Source organism: Actinomadura sp. WMMA1423, from assembly GCF_006547145.1.
Lineage (GTDB): Bacteria > Actinomycetota > Actinomycetes > Streptosporangiales > Streptosporangiaceae > Spirillospora.
In genome coordinates this window covers 3,653,074-3,669,344 of record NZ_CP041244.1, presented here as the reverse complement: position 1 = coordinate 3,669,344, position 16,271 = coordinate 3,653,074, and the positions used below count along the sequence as shown (strand labels likewise).

Sequence of the window (16,271 nt, the reverse complement as noted above, 5' to 3'; positions counted from 1 at the left end):
ATGAAGCCTGTCGGGACGGGTCCTGTAGCCGGCCGGACGGCGGGAACGCTCGGGCTGTACGCCGCCTTCGGGTGCCTCGGCTACCTGCTCACCGCGCTCGGCGCGATCCTTCCCGAACTGCGGGAGGAGCGCGGCCTGCCCCGCACCGAGGCCGCCCTCTACCCCTCGGCCTTCGCCCTCGGCCTGGTGGTCGTCGGCCTCGCCGGACACCGCGCGGCGCAGTGGCTCGGGCGCTCCGCGATCCCCGTCGCCCTGACGGCCCTCGTCGGCGGCGCCGCCCTCCTGGCCGCGTCCGGCGGGCGCCTCGGCACGGCCGCCGGCGCCCTGGTCCTCGGCCTCGGCGGCGCGGGCCTCGTCCAACTCGTCCCGGCCGCTCTGCGCGCCGCGCACCACGGCGATGGAACGATCCAGATCGGGGAGGCCAACGCGGTCTCCAGCGCCGCGTCCGTCCTGTCCCCGATCCTCATCGGAGCCGCCCTGGCCCACGGCCTCGGCTGGCGCACCGCCTTCGCCGCCCCACCCCTCCTCGCCGCCGCCCTCCTCCTCCTGCTCGCCCGCCCGTCCCGCATCCCCACCCCGGCGATGGACGCCCCGCCGCATCTCGAGTCCCCGCGCAACGCGCCCGCCGGCACCGCCTCCCCAGGCCCCCAGTCCACTGACCCCGAGCCAGTCGACGCCGCGTCGGTCGGCACCGGGCCTTCGGGCCACGGGCCTGGCGGTACTGAGGACACCGGTGCTGTTCCGGCGGGTGGCGGGCCCGCTGGTGCCGGGCTCGTCGACGCCGCGTCGGTCGGGACCGGGCCTTCGGGCCACGGGACTGGCGGTACTGAGGACGCCGGTGCTGTTCCGGCTGGTGGTGGGGTGGGGTTTTGGGGGAGGTGGGTCGATCTCGTGTTGGCGGTGGGGGTGGAGTTCTGCATGGTGTTCTGGGCGGCGGACTTCCTCGGGAGCGTCAAGGGGCTGGGCTCGGGGGCCGCGGCGACGCTGTCGGCGGGGTTCGTGCTCGGCATGGCCGCCGGGCGGGCGGTCGCGGGGCCGGTCGTCCGCCGCGGGGGACGGCCCGACCGGCTGCTCGCGCTCGCGGCGGGCGTCGGCCTCGGCGGGTTCGCGCTGCTGTGGACGTCGCCCGCGCCGGTCGCGGTCGCCGGGCTGGTGGTGACCGGGCTCGGGGTGGCGCTGCTGTATCCGGTGATCCTGGGGCAGGCGCTCGCCGCGCGGCCCTCCGAGCCGGTCCGGGCGGCGGCGCGGTGCGCGCTCGCGTCCGGGGTGGCGGTCGGCGTCGCCCCGCTCGTACTCGGGGCCCTCGCCGACCTCACCACCCTGCGCGCCGCCGTGTTCGTCGCCCCCGTCCTGCTGCTGGTCCTGCTGGCCCGCTGCGGCCGGCGGCTCAGAACGGGACCGGCGTGGTGACCGTCCCCGCGCCCGCGCAGCCGCAGGGCGCCCGCGAGGATGTCCATGTCGAACACCGCCGGACGGTCGGCCTCCCGGTCCAGGTCGTCCGCGGTGGGGAGCCTGGAGTCTGTCGAGAAGTGGCCGTAACCACGCGCGCGAACGCGTGACCTGCCCGGTGGAGCGAAGCCGGAGGCGAGCGGAACCGGGCGGATCGCGAAGCGATGCCGCGTTCGCCCAGGCACGGTCACGTAGCGAGCCGCCAGGCGAGCGAAGTGGGCCGGGCCTGAGTAAACACAGCCGCCAGACGAGCGAGTGGGCCGGGCCTGTTGAAACACTCCCTACTCTCCGGCGAAAGAGCAGTCGGGAGGGTTGTCCGGCGGCTGGACCTCGCCTGCGGGGAGCGGCAGGGGCGCGTCCTTCACCGTGTAGCCCTTCAGCCATTTCCCGAAAGGACCGGAACTGTTCGTGCTGAACGGCGCGGGGCCCTCGCCCATCTGGTGGCACTGCGGGAAGACGACGCCCCAGGAGAATCCCATCCGGTCGAACCTGTGGCCGCGCGGCGACTGGTAGAACGTCAGGTTCGCGCGCTTCTGGTTCGCCGGAATGCCGTGCTCGTCGTCCTGCCGGATCCCGGACACGACCGCGACCGGCCCGGCGGCCATGACGTAATCGACCTCGATGGAGCCCCAGTGGTGCTTCGACGGCCCGCCCGGCTCGTCCGGCGAGTAGTGGTCGAACTTCACCGTTCCCCGCGCGGCGCCCATCACCATCTTGCCGCCGACGACCTTCCACGGCCCGCCGTGCGCGTCGACGATGAACCGCCGGTACGGGTACTCGGGGTCGCCGGGGTACTTCACCCAGGCGTCCCCGGTGACGTGGGACTCCTTTGGGAGCGGCCCCTCGTCCTGCGCCATCGCGCTTCCCGTGCCGACCGCCCCGGCCGCGCAGAGCGCGACGGTACCGGCGGCCATGGCGCGCCTTCTCCGTGACATGTGGATCCCCTTTTCCGCGGACGTCCCTCGCCCGCGTCCACACGTTCCCAGCGCGCACCGGGTCCGCCCTTCCCCCGTGCGGGCGATGCCGCTCGCCCGCGCGGCGGAATGTCACATCACTTTGCCGCGGACGTAGACCCATGCGCCGTCATGGCGCACGAACCGGCTGACCTCGTGCAGTTCCCCGGACTCCGTCCCCGTCAGATAGCGGGCGCGGAATTCGACCAGGCCCTTGCCGTCGTCCGGGCCGCCGTCCTCGGTCCGCAGGATCTCCAGTCCCGTCCAGCGCACGCCGTCGTCGAAACCGACCCCGTTCGGCCGGGTCGCCGGATGCCAGGTCGCCAGCAGGTACGCCTCGTCCTCCACCGCGAACGCGCTGTACCGCGACCGCATCAGCCGGACCGCCGTCGCGGCCGTCTCCTCGCCCCGGTGCAACGGCCCGCAGCAGTCCCGATACCGAGAGCCGACCCCGCAGGGACATCTTTTCGCCACCTTCCGATTCTGCCTTGCGGGGTGGCGGGGGCGCCGCGACGATGAGCGCCATGGCCGCACAGCAACCGCCCGAGATCGACACCTCCCGCCCGCATCCGGCACGAATGTGGAACTACTGGATCGGCGGCAAGGACTACTACGAAATCGACCGGCAGGTGGGCGACCAGGTCGCCGCGGCGTTCCCCAGTGTGGGCGACGTCGCCCGCCACTCCCGCGCGACCCTGGGCCGCATGGTCCGCCATCTGGCCGAGGAGGAGGGCGTCCGGCAGTTCCTCGACATCGGGACGGGGCTTCCGACGCACGACAACACCCACGAGGTCGCACAGCGCGTCGCGCCCGAGTCGCGCGTGGTGTACGTCGACAACGACCCGCTCGTCCTCGTCCACGCGCGTGCGCTGCTGACCGGGCGGCCCGAGGGCGGCACGGACTACGTCGAGTGCGACGTCCGCGACCCCGGCCGGATCCTCGCCGAGGCGGCCCGCACGCTCGACTTCGACCGCCCGATCGGCCTCATCCTGTTCGGAATCATGGGCAACGTCGTCGTCGACGACGAGGCGCACGCGATCGTCCGGCAGCTCCTCGACGCCCTCGTCCCGGGGAGCTTCGTGGCCTTCAACGACGGCACCGGCGTCGTCGACCAGGCGGGCCGCGAAGAGGCCATCCGGATCGCCGTGGAACAGGGGTCGACGCCCTATGTCGTCCGCAGCCCCGAGCAGATCGCCGAATTCTTCGCCGGCCTGGAACTGCTGGAGCCGGGCGTCGTCTCCACGTCCCGGTGGCGTCCCGAGGCCACGCCGTTCGGCATGCCCGAACCGGTGGACGCGGCCTGCGGCCTGGCCCGCAAGCCCTGACCCGGCGACATCCTCGCGAAGGTGTCGCATCGGGCCGCTCTCCGATCGTCTAGGAGGTGACAGAGCCGCTCGCACGACACCACGCCACCCGGCCGCGGGCTGAGCGGCCCACTCCGGCGAAGGGGAAGACACAGGTGAAGTACGTTCTCATGTTCGTCGAGACCGAGGGGTACGCCGAGGAACTGGCCGCCATGAGCGAGGGCGACCGGCAGGAGGCGTACGAGCGGGTTGCCGACTGGTTCGCCCGGCATTCCGCCCAGATCACCCATCACGCGCATCTGGAGCCCGCGCACGCGGCCACCACCCTGCGCCTGGACGGACCGGACCCGCTGCTCACCGACGGCCCCTTCGTCGAGGGCAAGGAGGTCGTGAGCGGCTACGCCGAGGTCGAGGCCGCCGACCTCGACGAGGTCCTCGCCATCGCCCGCACCTGGCCCGCCTGCCCGGTCGTCGAGATCCGCCCGCTCACCTGAGGGACGGTCCCGGTTGACCGGCGAGGCGCATGCCGAGCTGGCCCGCGTGGTGCGCGAGCACGCGGGCCGGCTGACGGCATGCCTCGTCCGGACGCTCGGCGACTTCGCCGCCGCCGAGGACGTGATGCAGGACGCCGTCGAGACCGCCCTGAAGCGCTGGCCCGAGGAGGGCGTCCCCGACCATCCGGACGCCTGGCTGCTCACCACCGCGCGGCGCCGCGGCATCGACCTGCTGCGCCGGCAGGCCAACTACCGCGACAAGCTCGCCAGGCTCCAGTGGCCGGTCCCCGGCGACCCCGACGACCGGCTCAGGCTGATCTTCACCTGCTGCCACCCCGCGCTGCCCGTGGCGGCGCAGGTCGCACTCACCCTGCGCACCGTGTGCGGGCTGACCACCGGGCAGATCGCCGCCGCGTTCCTCGTCCCGGAGACGACCGTCGCGCGGCGTATCACCCGGGCCAAACGCAAGATCACCGACGCGCGGATCCCGTACCGGATCCCACCCGACGCCGAGCTCGGCGCGCGGGTCGACCAGGTCCTCGCCGTCGTGTACTTGCTGTTCAACGAGGGCTATTTGACCAGCGGCGGCGACCGCCCGCAGGCCCGCGACCTCGCGGGGGACGCCGAGTGGCTGGCCGAGAGCCTCGCCTGGCTCATGCCGCGCGAGCCCGAGGCCCTCGGCCTGCTCGCCCTCATCCGGCTCCACCAGGCCCGCGGCGCCGCCCGCTTCGACGGCGGCGGGCACCTCGTCCCGCTCCGCGACCAGGACCGCGGCGCCTGGGACCGCGAGGCCGTCGCCGAGGCTTCCCGCCTCATCGCCCGCGCCGCCGCGATGAGGAGGCCCGGCCGGTACCAGCTCCAGGCCGCCATCGTCGCCTGCCATGCCGAGGCCCCCACCTGGGACGACACCGACTGGGCGCAGATCCTCGTCCTGTACGACATGCTCCTGCGCGTGGTGGACACGCCGATCGTCCGGCTGCACCGCGCCGTCGCCGTCCGCTACGTCCAGGGCCCGGCCGTGGCCCTCGACGTGCTCGCGCCGCTCGCCGAGGCCCTCGGCGGCCACCACCTGTACCACGCCGTCCGCGCCGAACTGCTGCGCGACCTGGGCCGCCGGGTCGAGGCCCGCGAGGCCGACCGCCGCGCCCTCGCCCTGGCGGGCAACCCGGCCCAGCGGGCCCTCCTGGCCGAACGCCTCAGCTGGACGTGACGTCCCGGCCCCGCCACTGATCCGCCGTGGGACCGGAGACCCGCCTGGCGGTCTCACAGGTCCTCCCGGCGGCGGTCCCCCTCCCGGACCTCAGTCCAGCAGCAGGCCCATGTAGTACTCGTTGACCCGGTGTCCCTGGACGTCCAGCGCGGCCCGCCGGAGCCCTTCCACCTGGAAACCGCAATTCAGGTAAAGCGCGAGGGCGCGGCGATTCTGCTCCATCACAGTGAGTTCAAGTCGTCGCATCCCGCGCGCCTGAGCCTCCTCGACCGCCATCCTTATCAGGGCTCCGCCCAGGCCTTGCCCGCGCTGGCCCGAGCGCACCCCGGAGACCACGTGCCCGGTGCGCCGGGCCCTGGCGTAGGGGAGCACCGACACGTCCACGTAGCCCAGCGCGGCGGGGCCGTCCAGCGCCACGACCAGGTACGACAGGTCGCGTCCCTCGGTGCAGGCGGCAAGGCGCAGCTTCAAGGGCTCAAGGTCCGGCTCCCGCTCGCCGGGTTCGAGGAGCATGAACTCCGTCTCGTTATCCAGAATGTGCTGCAACTCCACCAATGCAGACGCGTCCCCTGGACGCGCCAACCGGATCAACGGATCAGTAGCGTTCACGCCGCCCAGTCTGCCAGATTTCGATACCCGCGCTTTTTGAATGAATGTCAAAAATGTGCCTCTAATGCGCAAGCGAGTGACCGGTTTCGGAGTGGCCGACGGCCTGCTCGCCCCTCGGCCGCATCCCGGCTCGGGACGGGCCGGGACGCGGCCCCGCTTGACGCGGCAGCAATCGGGACGTATAGAGTCCCGGTTATGCGGATGGGCGAGGGCGTGGAGTGGGGCCTGCACTGCTGCGTGACGCTGGGCTGGCTGCACGACCGGACCCCGGTGTCGATCCGCCGGCTGGCGGCACTGTTCGACCTGCCTCAGGAGTACCTGAAGAAGCGTCTCCAGAGACTCGCCAGAGCGGGGATCCTGGCGTCCGCGCCGGGCGCCGCGGGCGGTTGGTCGCTGGCCCGGCCCCCCGAGCGGATCACGGTGATGGAGGTCGTGGCCGCCATGGAGGACGGCCTCGAACCCTTCCGCTGCACCGAGATCCGGCAGCGCGGGGTGAACGGCCAGGAGGCCGGCGGCGAGTTCGATCGCCCGTGCGGCATCGTCAGCGTGATGCGCGGCGCGGAACTGGCCTGGCGGCGGGAGCTCGCCGCCCACACCATCGCCGACCTGATGGCGCGCAGCCCCGCGGGCGCCGAACGCGCCCGCCGCAGCTACCCCCGCACCACCGCCTGACCCTCGTCCCGGCCGTTTCCGGCATCGTCTCACCGTAGGAGGAAAAGGGATGCCGAACATCCCGATACATCGCTCGAAGCCGGCAGTGTCGGAGAGCGCGGGCCAAGGCCGGGAGGACGGCTCGCCGCGCGGACGGGGCCCGACGGCGATCCTGGCGCTCGGCACGTTCGCCGTCGGCACCGACGCCTACGTGGTGGCCGGATTCCTCCCCGCGATGGCGCGGACGCTCCAGGTCTCGGAGGCGGCCGCCGGGCAGTCGGCCACGGTGTTCGCGATCACCTACGCGGTGCTGTCCCCCGTCCTGGCCACCGTGCTCGCACCGGTGCCCCGCCGCGCGCTGCTGGTCGGCGCGCTGGCCGTCCTCGCCGCGGCCAACCTGGGCTCGGCGCTCGCCCCCGGCTTCGGCGTGCTGATCGCCACCCGCGTGCTGGCCGCGGCCGGCGCGGCCGCGTTCACCCCGAACGCCGGCGCGGTCGCATCGGCCCTGGTCGCCCCCGAGCGGCGGGCCCGCGCGCTGTCCGTCGTGATCGGCGGGCTGACGATGGCGACCGCGCTCAGCGTCCCCCTGGGCAATCTCGCGGACAAGGCCCTGGACTGGCGCGCGGTGCTCGGCCTGGTCGCGGCCCTCTGCGCGGTGGCGGCCGCCGCCGTCCTCGCGGTCATGCCCGCCCTTCCCGGGGCGCCGCGCATCGCGCTGCGGCGGCGGCTGGGCGCACTGCGCACCCCGGGCGTCGTCGCGATCCTGCCGCTGACCGTGGGCGGGATCGCCGCCGGATACGGCCTCTACGCCTTCGCGGTGCCCATCCTGCGCGCGGTGGGCGCCGGCCCCGGCCAGGAGGCCTGGCTGCTGTTCCTGTACGGGAGCGGGGCGGTGCTGGGGAACCTGGTCGCGGGCGCGAAGGTCGACCGGCACGGCCCCATCGGCGTCCAGACTGTCGGCTTCGCCTGCCTCACCGTGACCCTGGCGACGTTCGCGTGGGCGGCTGGCGCGGGCGTGCACTGGCTCCCGTTGACGGCGTTGCTGATGGCGGCCTGGGGCGCCACCACCTGGTTCCAGACTCCCGCGCAGCAGGTCAGGCTGATCAACGCGGCTCCCCAGGAGACCGCCGTGGTCATCGGTCTGAACGCCGCCGCGCTGTACGCCGGGATCGCCCTCGGGACGGCCCTCGGCGGCCTGCTGCTGCCCGTCGACGCGTCCTCGGCGCTCGGCGCGGGCGCCGGGCTGGCGCTGCTGTGCCTGCTCTACCTGCGGCTCACCCGCCGCCACGCCTGAGAGATCGCGGCGTGTCCCGTCCGCGCCGGTGGGACGGCGGCGTCCGGCTTCGGGTGTGAGGGCCTCCCGGGGTGCGGATCTCGTCTCGATCCGCACCGGCCCCGGAGGCCCTCGCTCGATCATCGGGCGCGTCCACGCGGTCAGTGCGCCCCGGCGGCCCTGATCAGTAGTTCGGGTTGTTGGCGGTGGGGATCTGGATGCTGATCGGGAGGCTTCCTCCGGACAGGAAGAGCAGGGTCCCCAGACGGATGATCTCGTCGAAGGCCCAGTAGATCTCCAGCAGGCCGGGGGGAGCGTCCGTGATCTTGAGCAGGCCCTCCTTGATGGCGACGAAGGTCGGCCAGAACGCCCGGAAGGCCGGGTCCCACACCGGTTCCCGCGCGATCTTCAGCGAGTCGGCGATCTGGTCGCCGAGCATGTAGCGGGTGAGCGCGCCGAGGATGTGGGTGGTGAGGATGCCGCCGTCGATCGTCACGCCGAGGTGGAGCAGGATGTCGGCCAGCTTGATGCCCTCGGGGGTCGGGGCGAGGATCGGGTCGAGGACCTGCGCGGCCTGGGCGTTGGCCTCGTCCCACGAGTTCGGGATGTACTCGTCCAGGATGCCGAGCATGTGGGCGGTCATCTGCCAGGAGTGCAGGAACGCCGCGGACTCGTCGGCGGGGATCGGCACCTTCCACTTCGTGAGCTGCTTCATCACGGTCGTGGGCAGGCTGTGCCAGGTGACCATCATGTCCGCCTGGCTGATCGGGATCTCCTCGTCGGCGACCTGGTTCCAGTACGGGGACTGGGGCAGCAGGTGGCGCACGCCCGCGTGGGCCAGCCGCGTCTTGACGCAGGTGACGATCATCTCGCCGTCGGGCTGGAAGGCGTTCCGGGTGCCGATGTCGTAGCCGAGCTTGGCGGTCTTGGTGATGCGGTCCTTCATGTCCGCACCGCCCTTGGAGTAGTAGACCGCGCGCGCCTCGTGGGGGATGACCGTGCTCATCATCCCGCTGGCGAAGCCGTAGGATACGCCCAGGTAGGTGCCCCGCTTCTGGTTGAACCTGAACGCGGTGGCGAGCTTCGTCTGGTCGGTCCAGGACGGCAGCTGGCGGGCCTTCTCGATGAACTGCCGGAGGTCGTTCGGGAGCCCGGGCGGGAGCGGCTGGCCGTTCTTGGTCCAGGTCTTCAGCAGCAGGTTGACCTTGGGGACGGCCCCGTCGTCGATCAGCGAGGCGACGAGCGGGTCGGCCTCGGCGTCCCAGACCCAGCGCGGGTCGGCGCCCTTGCCGGCTCCCACGACCGAGCCTTCGGGCGACCACGTCCACAGCGGCCTGGCCTGCGCGGGCGTCGCGACGCTCAGCGCGCCGAGCGCGCCGAGCACCCCGCCCGTCATCAGCACGTTGCGTCTGCTGGGTTGTTCCATGCCTGTCCCTCCTCGGGGGGCCGAGAGCGGCTGCTGATACAATGAAACGCAAGGAGCATCTGTGTATCAGCGTCGACATCATGAGAGCACACTGTGGCGCCGGTCACAAGACCCATCGTGACGAACATGAACGGTTCGGGCAGAATCATTGGTCTCGGGAGGGGATCGTGGAACCTGTGTTGTCGTTCCTCATGACGTCCGCGGACTCGGAGTCATTGCTGGACAGCGTGTACGTCGAGGCGGTCGAGCAGGTCGACGACGTCGACGAGACCCGCTCGCGCGTCCTCGACGCGGCCTACGCGCAGTTCTGCCGGATGGGCATCCAGCGCTCCACGATGGACGACGTGGCCCGCCGGGCGGGCGTCTCGCGGATCACGGTCTACCGCCGCTTCGCCACCAAGGACGCCCTGGTCGAGCAGGTGGTGCGCCGGGAGTTCCGCCGCTACTTCGACCAGTTCCTCGTCGACATCGAGCAGGCCGGGACCGCCGCCGAGCGGGTCGTGCTGGGCTTCGTGAGCTCGCTGCGCGCCATCCGGCGCAACCCGCTGATCGGCGGCCTGATCGCCACGGAGCCCGACCTGCTCCTGCCCTCCCTGATCGGGGACGGCCGGACCCTCGCCACCGTCCGCCGCTTCGTCGCCGACCAGCTCCGCCGCGAGCAGCGCGCCGGCAACGTCTCCGAGGACCTGGACATCGAGTACGTGGCCGAGATGATGGTCCGGATCTCCGGCTCCCTCCTCGCGATCCCCAGCCACATCATCGACCTGGACGACGACGCCCAACTGTCGGCCCTGGCCTGGCGCTTCCTGGTCCCCATGCTGACCCCGGGCACCCCCCACCCCTGACCCGTCCCCGCGCGACCGCCCCTCAGACGCGCTCGTAGGCGGTCCCGGCCCTGTTCCTGCGCAGCAGCCCCTCGTCCACGAGGGCGCGGCGCAGGGCGGCCCAGTCGTCGAACCATTCGCCGCAGATCGCGTTGACCTTGGGCTCGGGGTAGGCCACGCCGGGCTCGAACGACTCCTTCACGACGGCCAGGACCCGCCTGCGCACCTCCGCCCTGTCCGGAATGGAGGTGAGCCGGCCACGGCGAAAGTAGGAGCCCGCCCCATCTCCGTCACCCCGCCCGGCGACCCTGACCTCGGCCTGGACCGCGAGCCGGAAAGCGTGGTCGAGCAGCGTGTAGGTGCCCTTTTCGGGGTCGAAGGAGGCGATCCGGCCGTCCGTCAGCTTCCGCAGCGCCGCGGCGGCGGTCGGGGGGCGGAGCCCGGCCAGTTCGGCGACCTCTGCCACGGAGTTCGCGCCGAGGGCGAGCGCCGCGTAGGCGGCACGCCGGTCGGTCTGAGCGAGGAGCCCGACCAGGTCGCGGCAGGAGGGTGGATGGTCATCGCTCATGTTCATGCCGTCCGATCCGGTTTCCTGCACGTGCGATGCAGGCAGGCTTGCGTTTGTCACTGATGACCGCACCGCGCCGCCCTGCTGAAGATGGGAGGGCCGCAGTGCGCACTCGTCACGGCGCGGGGACCCGGTCGCCCTGTCCTCCCGCGCGCGGGTCGAGCGGTGTGAGGACTCCGAGCCGGTCCTCGATCGCCTGGGCCGCGTCCAGGCACAGGTCCTCGCGGAACGCGCGCCCGACGACCTGCACCCCGGCGGGGAGCCCGTCGACCACGCCGGTCGGGACGGCCACGGCGGGCACCCCCACGAAGCTGGTCACGCTGCACAGGCGCAGCCCCGACCCGACCCGGTCCCGGCCCGCACGGTCGCGCGACTCCAGCCCCGGCTCGACCGGCGGCTCGGTGAACGACGGGCCGAGCAGCAGCGGGTAGGCGTCGAGGAACTCGGCCCACGCGCGGCGAATGGTCATCCAGGTGCCCATCAGCTTCACCAACTCGTCCGCGCTCGCGGGAGGCGTCCTCTGCATCGCCATCTCGATGTAGCGGTCCCCGCCCTCGCCGAGCAGCCTGCGCACCACCGGCCAGGTCGGGGCGAACTCGGTGACGGTGATCCGGCCGTACGCCTCCAGAGCCTCGTCCATCAGCGGTACGTCCTGCACCTCGCGCACGTCGTATCCGGCGTCGCGCAGCGCGGCGGCCGCGGTCTCGACGGCTCCGCGCACCGCGGGGTGGACGCCGTGCCCGCCGGGGTCCGCCACGACCGCGACCTTCACCGGCCAGGGGAGCGCGTCACCGTACGCGGGCACCGGCACTGCGCGCGGGTCTCGCGGGTCGGTCCCGGCCAGCACCTCGTAAGCCAGCCTCAGGTCACCCACGCTCCGGGCCAGCGGGCCGTCGGTGACCAGCATCTGGGACGCGGGACCCGGGTCGTCCGGGCTGAGGACGCGGTGGTCCGCCGGAAACCGGCCCGTGGACGGCTTCAGCCCTGCCACGCCGCAGAACTGCGCCGGGACGCGCACCGACCCCCCGGAGTCGTTGCCGAGACCGAGCGCCGCCATGCCCGTGGCCACGGCGACCGCGTCGCCCCCGCTGGAGCCGCCCGGGGTCCGGCCGGCGTCCCACGGATTGACCGTGTCGCCGAACAGTTCGCTGCGCGTGTGCATCCCCGCCAGGATCAGGGTGGGGATGTTGCTGTGCCCGATGGGGACGGCCCCGGCCGCGCGCAGCCGCGCCACCGGGGGCGCGTCGGCCCGCGCAACCAGATCCCGGAAGCGCTCCGCGCCGAACGTGGTCGGCACGCCCTCCACGGGGGTGCTCTCCTTCACGGTGAACGGCACGCCGGCGAGCGGCCCGAGCGCCTCACCTGCGGCCCGGCGACGGTCCACCTGGCCCGCGTCCTCGCGTGCGCGCTCCGCCAGGAGTTGAGTGACCGCGTTCACCCGCGGATTGACCTCGGCGATGCGCTCGAGATGGCTGTCGACCAGCTCGAGAGCCGAGACCTGTCCCGCGCGCACGGCCTCCGCCTGGGCGGCGGCCGTCATCTTCCACAAGGCGTCCTGCATGGCCCTTCCCTCCTCGCCAACGTACCGATGCACTTGCATCGGATCCTTCACCGTACCCTGGAACCGATACGGGCGCATCGGATAAAGTGCGCTCCGGAGCACGAGGAAGGTGGGCGGGCATGCCCAGGCAGGTGGACCACGTGAGCCGGCGCCGCCTCATCGCCGAGGCCGTCTGCGACCTCGTCGACGAGCGCGGCCTCGAAGGCGCGACCCTGCGCGACGTCGCCGCCCGCGCACAGGTGTCCATGGGCGCCGTCCAGCGGTGCTTCCGCACCAAGGAGGAGATGCTCGTCTTCGCCCTCGGGCACATCAGCGACCGGATCAACGAGCGCGTGCAGGCGCGCCTGGTCAGAAGCCCGGCCCAGTCGCCCAGAACGGCCCTGGGCCACGCGGCCACCGAGATCTCACTCCTCCGGGAAGAGCACCGCGCCGAGGCCAGGGTCTGGCTCGCCTTCGTCGCACAGGCAGCCGTCAGCGAGGCGCTCGCCACGACCCTGAAGGCGAACTACGCGACTCTGCAGGAAGCGCTGACCCGCCTGATCAAGGAAGCGGCGGAAGACAGCGCCTCCCTCGACCCGCAAAACGAGGCCCGCGCCCTCCTGGCCCTCGCAGACGGCCTCACCACCCACGTCCTGATAGGCCACCTGCCCCCCCAAGAGGCCCAAGCCGTCCTCCACACCCACCTAACCGCCCTCTGGGCGGCACCCGCCCCGCCCCCAGAAGCCCCGAACGAAAACGCGGGACCGTAGCGGACGTGAAGGCGCCGTCGCGGGTAGCGTCCTGCCGGGCCACGGCACGAAGCTTGCGGTGGCCTGCGCCTGTCAGGCTGTTTCCGACCGAGCATTCGCCGAGTCCGGCACGGCTTCCTGCTCTTCGTGTCGGAGAGGCTCGGATGGCGCGTTCAGGCGTGGCCGAGTGCCTTTTCCGTTCTTCTCAGGCGCCTTCTCGTCGTGGCGTGTCGTGTCCAGTGCGGCCAGCACTTCTTCCAATGAGAACCGGTAGCCCGCCTTAGTGCGATCGGCGGGGATGCGACCAGTCGTGACGAGCCGCCGCACGGCCCTCGGCGACTTGCCCAGCCGTGTGGCCAGGGCTCGCGTGGTCAGCGTCTTCCTCTCCATGGAGCGACTGCCGTCGTCCGCTGCTTCGGGTTCCGCAGCGCCGGAGGAATCGTCTCCGTTGCCGGACGTCGTACCGCTGTCCGGAAGGCGTCCGAAATTCCGGGTCCAGTTCTCCAGAGCGTCATCCCACGACGAATCGGCTTCGCCGACCGGGGTCTCTATCGTGTAGGGCGGCGGCCACGAACCCGGGCCGTCCGAGCCGACCTCGGCCACCGCGAGGTCGCCCAGGTCGTAGGTCCGGGCCCGCCCGTCCCACTCCGGGGTCGCGAGCAGTGCCTCCAGCATGGCCTGAGGATGCTGGAAGCGCCGGTCGGGGTCACGGGCGACCGCACGTGCGATGACCGTTCGCAGTGCCTTCGACACGGGCAGGACCGAGACGTCCAGATCCTCGTTCAGGATCCGGTGAAGCACCTCGGGCAGGGGACTCCCCGAGTAGGGGTTGCGGCCGTTGACGCAGGTGTAGAGCGTCAGCCCCAGGGCGAAGATGTCGGCGCGGATGTCGGGCGCCCCTCCGTTGATCTGCTCCGGGGCCATGTAGGCGGGCGTTCCGATCATTCCGGCGCCGGGGCTCGTCATGAAGGTCTCCGCGGACGGCCGCACGCGCCGCGCGATCCCGAGATCGATGATGACGGGGCCGCGCTCGGGATTCATCATGATGTTGGCCGGCTTGATGTCGATGCGCGCCAGCCCCTTCTGCTCCAGATAGGTCAGCGCCGTCGTCATCGTCACCGCGGTCTGGATCAACTCCAGCAGGGGGAGCCGGCAGCCGTCCGTCAGCAGGTCGCTGAGCAGTTCGCCCTCGACCATCTCCATGACGATGGCCAGGTTCGGGCCGTGCGTCACCACTTCGTAGACGCTGACGATGTTCGGATGGCGCAGGCCGGCGGTGAGCTGGGCCTCGCGCAGAAAGCGCTGCAGAGCCACGTCGTCCTTGCCGTCCCGCACCTCGCGCAGGACCTTGATGGCGACGCGGCGCTGCAAGATCAGGTCGAACCCCTCGTAGACGGTGCTCGACCCGCCCTGGCCGATGAAGGCGCGCAGCTCATACCGCTCGTCCAGCTGCGCGTACCGGGCCTCGGGCCGCCCGGCCCCCGCCGGCCGGGGCGCCATCGGCAGCTGGAGGTTCGCGCGCTCCGCCTCGTTGCTCACGGCGATGCCGAGGAGCCGGTGCTTGGCCGACTCGGCGAGCCTGTAGACGGGTAACTGCGACTCTGAGACGTCGGCCATCATCGTGGAGGTGGCGCCGGCGCTGCGTACCAGGTCGAGGACGTCCTCGGCTTTCAGGTGCTCCAGCAGGGCCCCTACGGTGTCGTCGGCGATGCGCAGCAGCGGGTCCAGCTCGTTGTCGTCGATCGCCCGTCTGACGTCGGCAGTGGTGAACGGCCGGCGCCCCTCCCCGCGCAGGATCCAGTCCACGACGTAGTAGGCGCCGAGCATCCAGCGGTCCCGGTCGATCGGGACGGGCAGGAGTCTGTGCTGAGTGGTCGCGGTGAAGAACCGGTCGAGGACGTCCTCGAGCCAGGCGTAGAAGGCGATCCGGTCCCAGTCCGCGGGGTCGACTCGCAGCCGCGGCTTGCCCGCCTGCCAGATCACGAACGAGTTGAATTCGTGGAGCAGCCGGCGGGGCACCCCCCGCGCTTTGAATCGCAGGTAGAGCTCGAACCGATCCAGCCGGGACCGGCTCTCGTGGTCGCCGGAGTCCACGACGAGGCTTTTCAGCAGGCGCGTCGGCGCGGCCCAGTCGCAGGGGACATAGAGTCGCCAGGCGAAGATGCTCTCGTAAAGGCCGTTACCGCGTCCCGCGTCAACGAGGACGTGGTCCTGCAACTCCGGGCCGGCGACGAGAACATAGTGCGCGCCGCCCATCGTGATGACGTTCTTCATTCCCGCCAGCAAGGCCTCGACTTCGGCGATGCCCTGCTGGGTGGCCGTGAGTTTGTCGACCTCGTCGAGCACGACCACCAGGTGGACCGACGGGCAGCGGCGACGGCGCAGGCGGCGCGGTGCGAACATTTTCAGCCACGAAGGAGTTCTGCGCCTCGTGCCGTGGATGTGTCGCTCTTCCGACAGGAGCCGCACTATGCGGATCATGTCGTGCTCCACATCGGTCTCGGAGTAGGCGAGGAACGCCGCCTCGGTCGCGAGCGACCGGGTGCGCTTGTTCGACAGGCTCGATTTGGGGAGCTGAAGGCCCACCGAACCCAGCAGCTTCTGGCCGGGCCCACCGACATTGAGATCGACTGTCGTCGCCCGCTCCGTGGCGTCCGAGCGGGTCTCCTTGAACGACAATGAGGTGCGCATGTACGCCAGCAGCAGAGATCTCTTGGTGTCGTTCGGAAGCAGACGAAGAACCCCGGCATCGTCCAGCGTCTCGAAGATCCGCCGCACCATCGCGAAAAGCAGTTGCTCGGTCGACATCGGGCGGGCGACGCTCAGCACGACCGGGAGGATCAACTCGCCCTCGGGGTGGTCCTGCGCGATCTCCTCCAGGGCGCGTACGACCAGCGTCGTCTTGCCCACGCCCCGGAAACCCGCTACCAGGAAGGTGCCTCCGCGCGAGTGGACGACCCGCTCCTTGAGCGCGTCCGCGAGGCTCCCGTTGCCGAGCAGCGGGATGGCGCCCTCCAACGTGCGGAGCGGCTCATGGATGAAACGAAATGATTCGTCCAGAGGAACGTTCAGCATCTTCGGCTGCCCTAGCATCGCTCGACCAAGGTGACGCGACTCGTTCCTAGGACGCGCGACCCGCCCTATGAGTTTCCTCGGACCCTCCGTGGTTTCACGGTAGTTGCCACGGGATTGGACATTCTGGGCGTTTCGCACGCCGAAAC

At 71.7% G+C, this 16,271-nt stretch carries 15 protein-coding genes; 8 read left to right on the top strand and 7 right to left on the bottom strand.

Features of this window, described 5'->3' with window-relative positions; genetic code table 11:
* The gene (locus tag FKD65_RS16990; RefSeq protein ID WP_141578421.1) at positions 1 to 1,410 is read left to right on the top strand and encodes a sugar MFS transporter; all 1,410 of its coding nucleotides are present in this window, start codon (positions 1 to 3) and stop codon (positions 1,408 to 1,410) included.
* A 320-nt stretch (positions 1,411 to 1,730) separates the two neighbouring features.
* Here the strand turns inward: FKD65_RS16990 and FKD65_RS16985 are convergent, their stop codons facing one another.
* Positions 1,731 to 2,363: a hypothetical protein gene (locus FKD65_RS16985; protein WP_141578420.1), complete on the bottom strand. Its 633-nt coding sequence runs from the start codon at positions 2,361 to 2,363 to the stop codon at positions 1,731 to 1,733.
* Positions 2,364 to 2,495: 132 nt separating this feature from the next.
* Entirely contained in the window at positions 2,496 to 2,819 is a 324-nt protein-coding gene (locus FKD65_RS44935) for a YchJ family protein (RefSeq protein ID WP_240810189.1), read from the bottom strand.
* Between the two features lie 107 nt (positions 2,820 to 2,926).
* Here FKD65_RS44935 and FKD65_RS16975 point away from each other — a divergent pair, with 107 nt between their 5' ends.
* The 3 genes from FKD65_RS16975 (at position 2,927) to FKD65_RS16965 (ending at position 5,410) form a co-directional block, all read left to right on the top strand.
* Positions 2,927 to 3,727, top strand: coding sequence for an SAM-dependent methyltransferase (locus FKD65_RS16975; protein ID WP_240810188.1), 801 nt, complete (start codon positions 2,927 to 2,929; stop codon positions 3,725 to 3,727).
* Between the two features lie 134 nt (positions 3,728 to 3,861).
* Positions 3,862 to 4,200 (top strand): YciI family protein, encoded by a 339-nt coding sequence (locus FKD65_RS16970; RefSeq protein ID WP_141578417.1) that lies wholly within the window; start codon positions 3,862 to 3,864, stop codon positions 4,198 to 4,200.
* Positions 4,201 to 4,213: 13 nt separating this feature from the next.
* Positions 4,214 to 5,410 carry an RNA polymerase sigma factor gene (locus tag FKD65_RS16965; protein WP_141578416.1) on the top strand — a complete coding sequence of 399 codons (1,197 nt, stop codon included), beginning with the start codon at positions 4,214 to 4,216 and terminating at the stop codon, positions 5,408 to 5,410.
* A 90-nt stretch (positions 5,411 to 5,500) separates the two neighbouring features.
* Here FKD65_RS16965 and FKD65_RS44280 read toward each other — a convergent pair whose 3' ends face one another.
* Positions 5,501 to 6,019, bottom strand: a complete 519-nt coding sequence (locus FKD65_RS44280) for a GNAT family N-acetyltransferase (RefSeq protein WP_168221076.1) — start codon at positions 6,017 to 6,019, stop codon at positions 5,501 to 5,503.
* Between the two features lie 195 nt (positions 6,020 to 6,214).
* On the opposite strand from FKD65_RS44280, the gene FKD65_RS16955 reads away from it, so the two are divergent.
* Together FKD65_RS16955 and FKD65_RS16950 are read left to right on the top strand one after the other, a co-directional pair.
* The gene (locus FKD65_RS16955; RefSeq protein ID WP_141578415.1) at positions 6,215 to 6,691 is read left to right on the top strand and encodes an Rrf2 family transcriptional regulator; all 477 of its coding nucleotides are present in this window, start codon (positions 6,215 to 6,217) and stop codon (positions 6,689 to 6,691) included.
* An 85-nt stretch (positions 6,692 to 6,776) separates the two neighbouring features.
* Positions 6,777 to 7,964: an MFS transporter gene (locus tag FKD65_RS16950; RefSeq protein ID WP_205718688.1), complete on the top strand. Its 1,188-nt coding sequence runs from the start codon at positions 6,777 to 6,779 to the stop codon at positions 7,962 to 7,964.
* Positions 7,965 to 8,127: 163 nt separating this feature from the next.
* On the opposite strand, the gene FKD65_RS16945 is transcribed toward FKD65_RS16950, so the two are convergent.
* Entirely contained in the window at positions 8,128 to 9,369 is a 1,242-nt protein-coding gene (locus tag FKD65_RS16945) for an oxygenase MpaB family protein (protein ID WP_141578413.1), read from the bottom strand.
* Between the two features lie 167 nt (positions 9,370 to 9,536).
* On the opposite strand from FKD65_RS16945, the gene FKD65_RS16940 reads away from it, so the two are divergent.
* Positions 9,537 to 10,214, top strand: coding sequence for a TetR/AcrR family transcriptional regulator (locus tag FKD65_RS16940; protein ID WP_240810187.1), 678 nt, complete (start codon positions 9,537 to 9,539; stop codon positions 10,212 to 10,214).
* Between the two features lie 22 nt (positions 10,215 to 10,236).
* On the opposite strand, the gene FKD65_RS16935 is transcribed toward FKD65_RS16940, so the two are convergent.
* Together FKD65_RS16935 and FKD65_RS16930 are read right to left on the bottom strand one after the other, a co-directional pair.
* Entirely contained in the window at positions 10,237 to 10,767 is a 531-nt protein-coding gene (locus tag FKD65_RS16935) for a DUF2087 domain-containing protein (protein WP_141578412.1), read from the bottom strand.
* 109 nt (positions 10,768 to 10,876) lie between these two features.
* Positions 10,877 to 12,322, bottom strand: a complete 1,446-nt coding sequence (locus FKD65_RS16930; RefSeq protein ID WP_141578411.1) for an amidase — start codon at positions 12,320 to 12,322, stop codon at positions 10,877 to 10,879.
* Positions 12,323 to 12,441: 119 nt separating this feature from the next.
* On the opposite strand from FKD65_RS16930, the gene FKD65_RS16925 reads away from it, so the two are divergent.
* Entirely contained in the window at positions 12,442 to 13,071 is a 630-nt protein-coding gene (locus FKD65_RS16925) for a TetR/AcrR family transcriptional regulator (RefSeq protein WP_141578410.1), read from the top strand.
* A 72-nt stretch (positions 13,072 to 13,143) separates the two neighbouring features.
* Here the strand turns inward: FKD65_RS16925 and FKD65_RS16920 are convergent, their stop codons facing one another.
* Entirely contained in the window at positions 13,144 to 16,125 is a 2,982-nt protein-coding gene (locus FKD65_RS16920; RefSeq protein WP_168221075.1) for a protein kinase, read from the bottom strand.
* Positions 16,126 to 16,271: the final 146 nt, after the last annotated feature.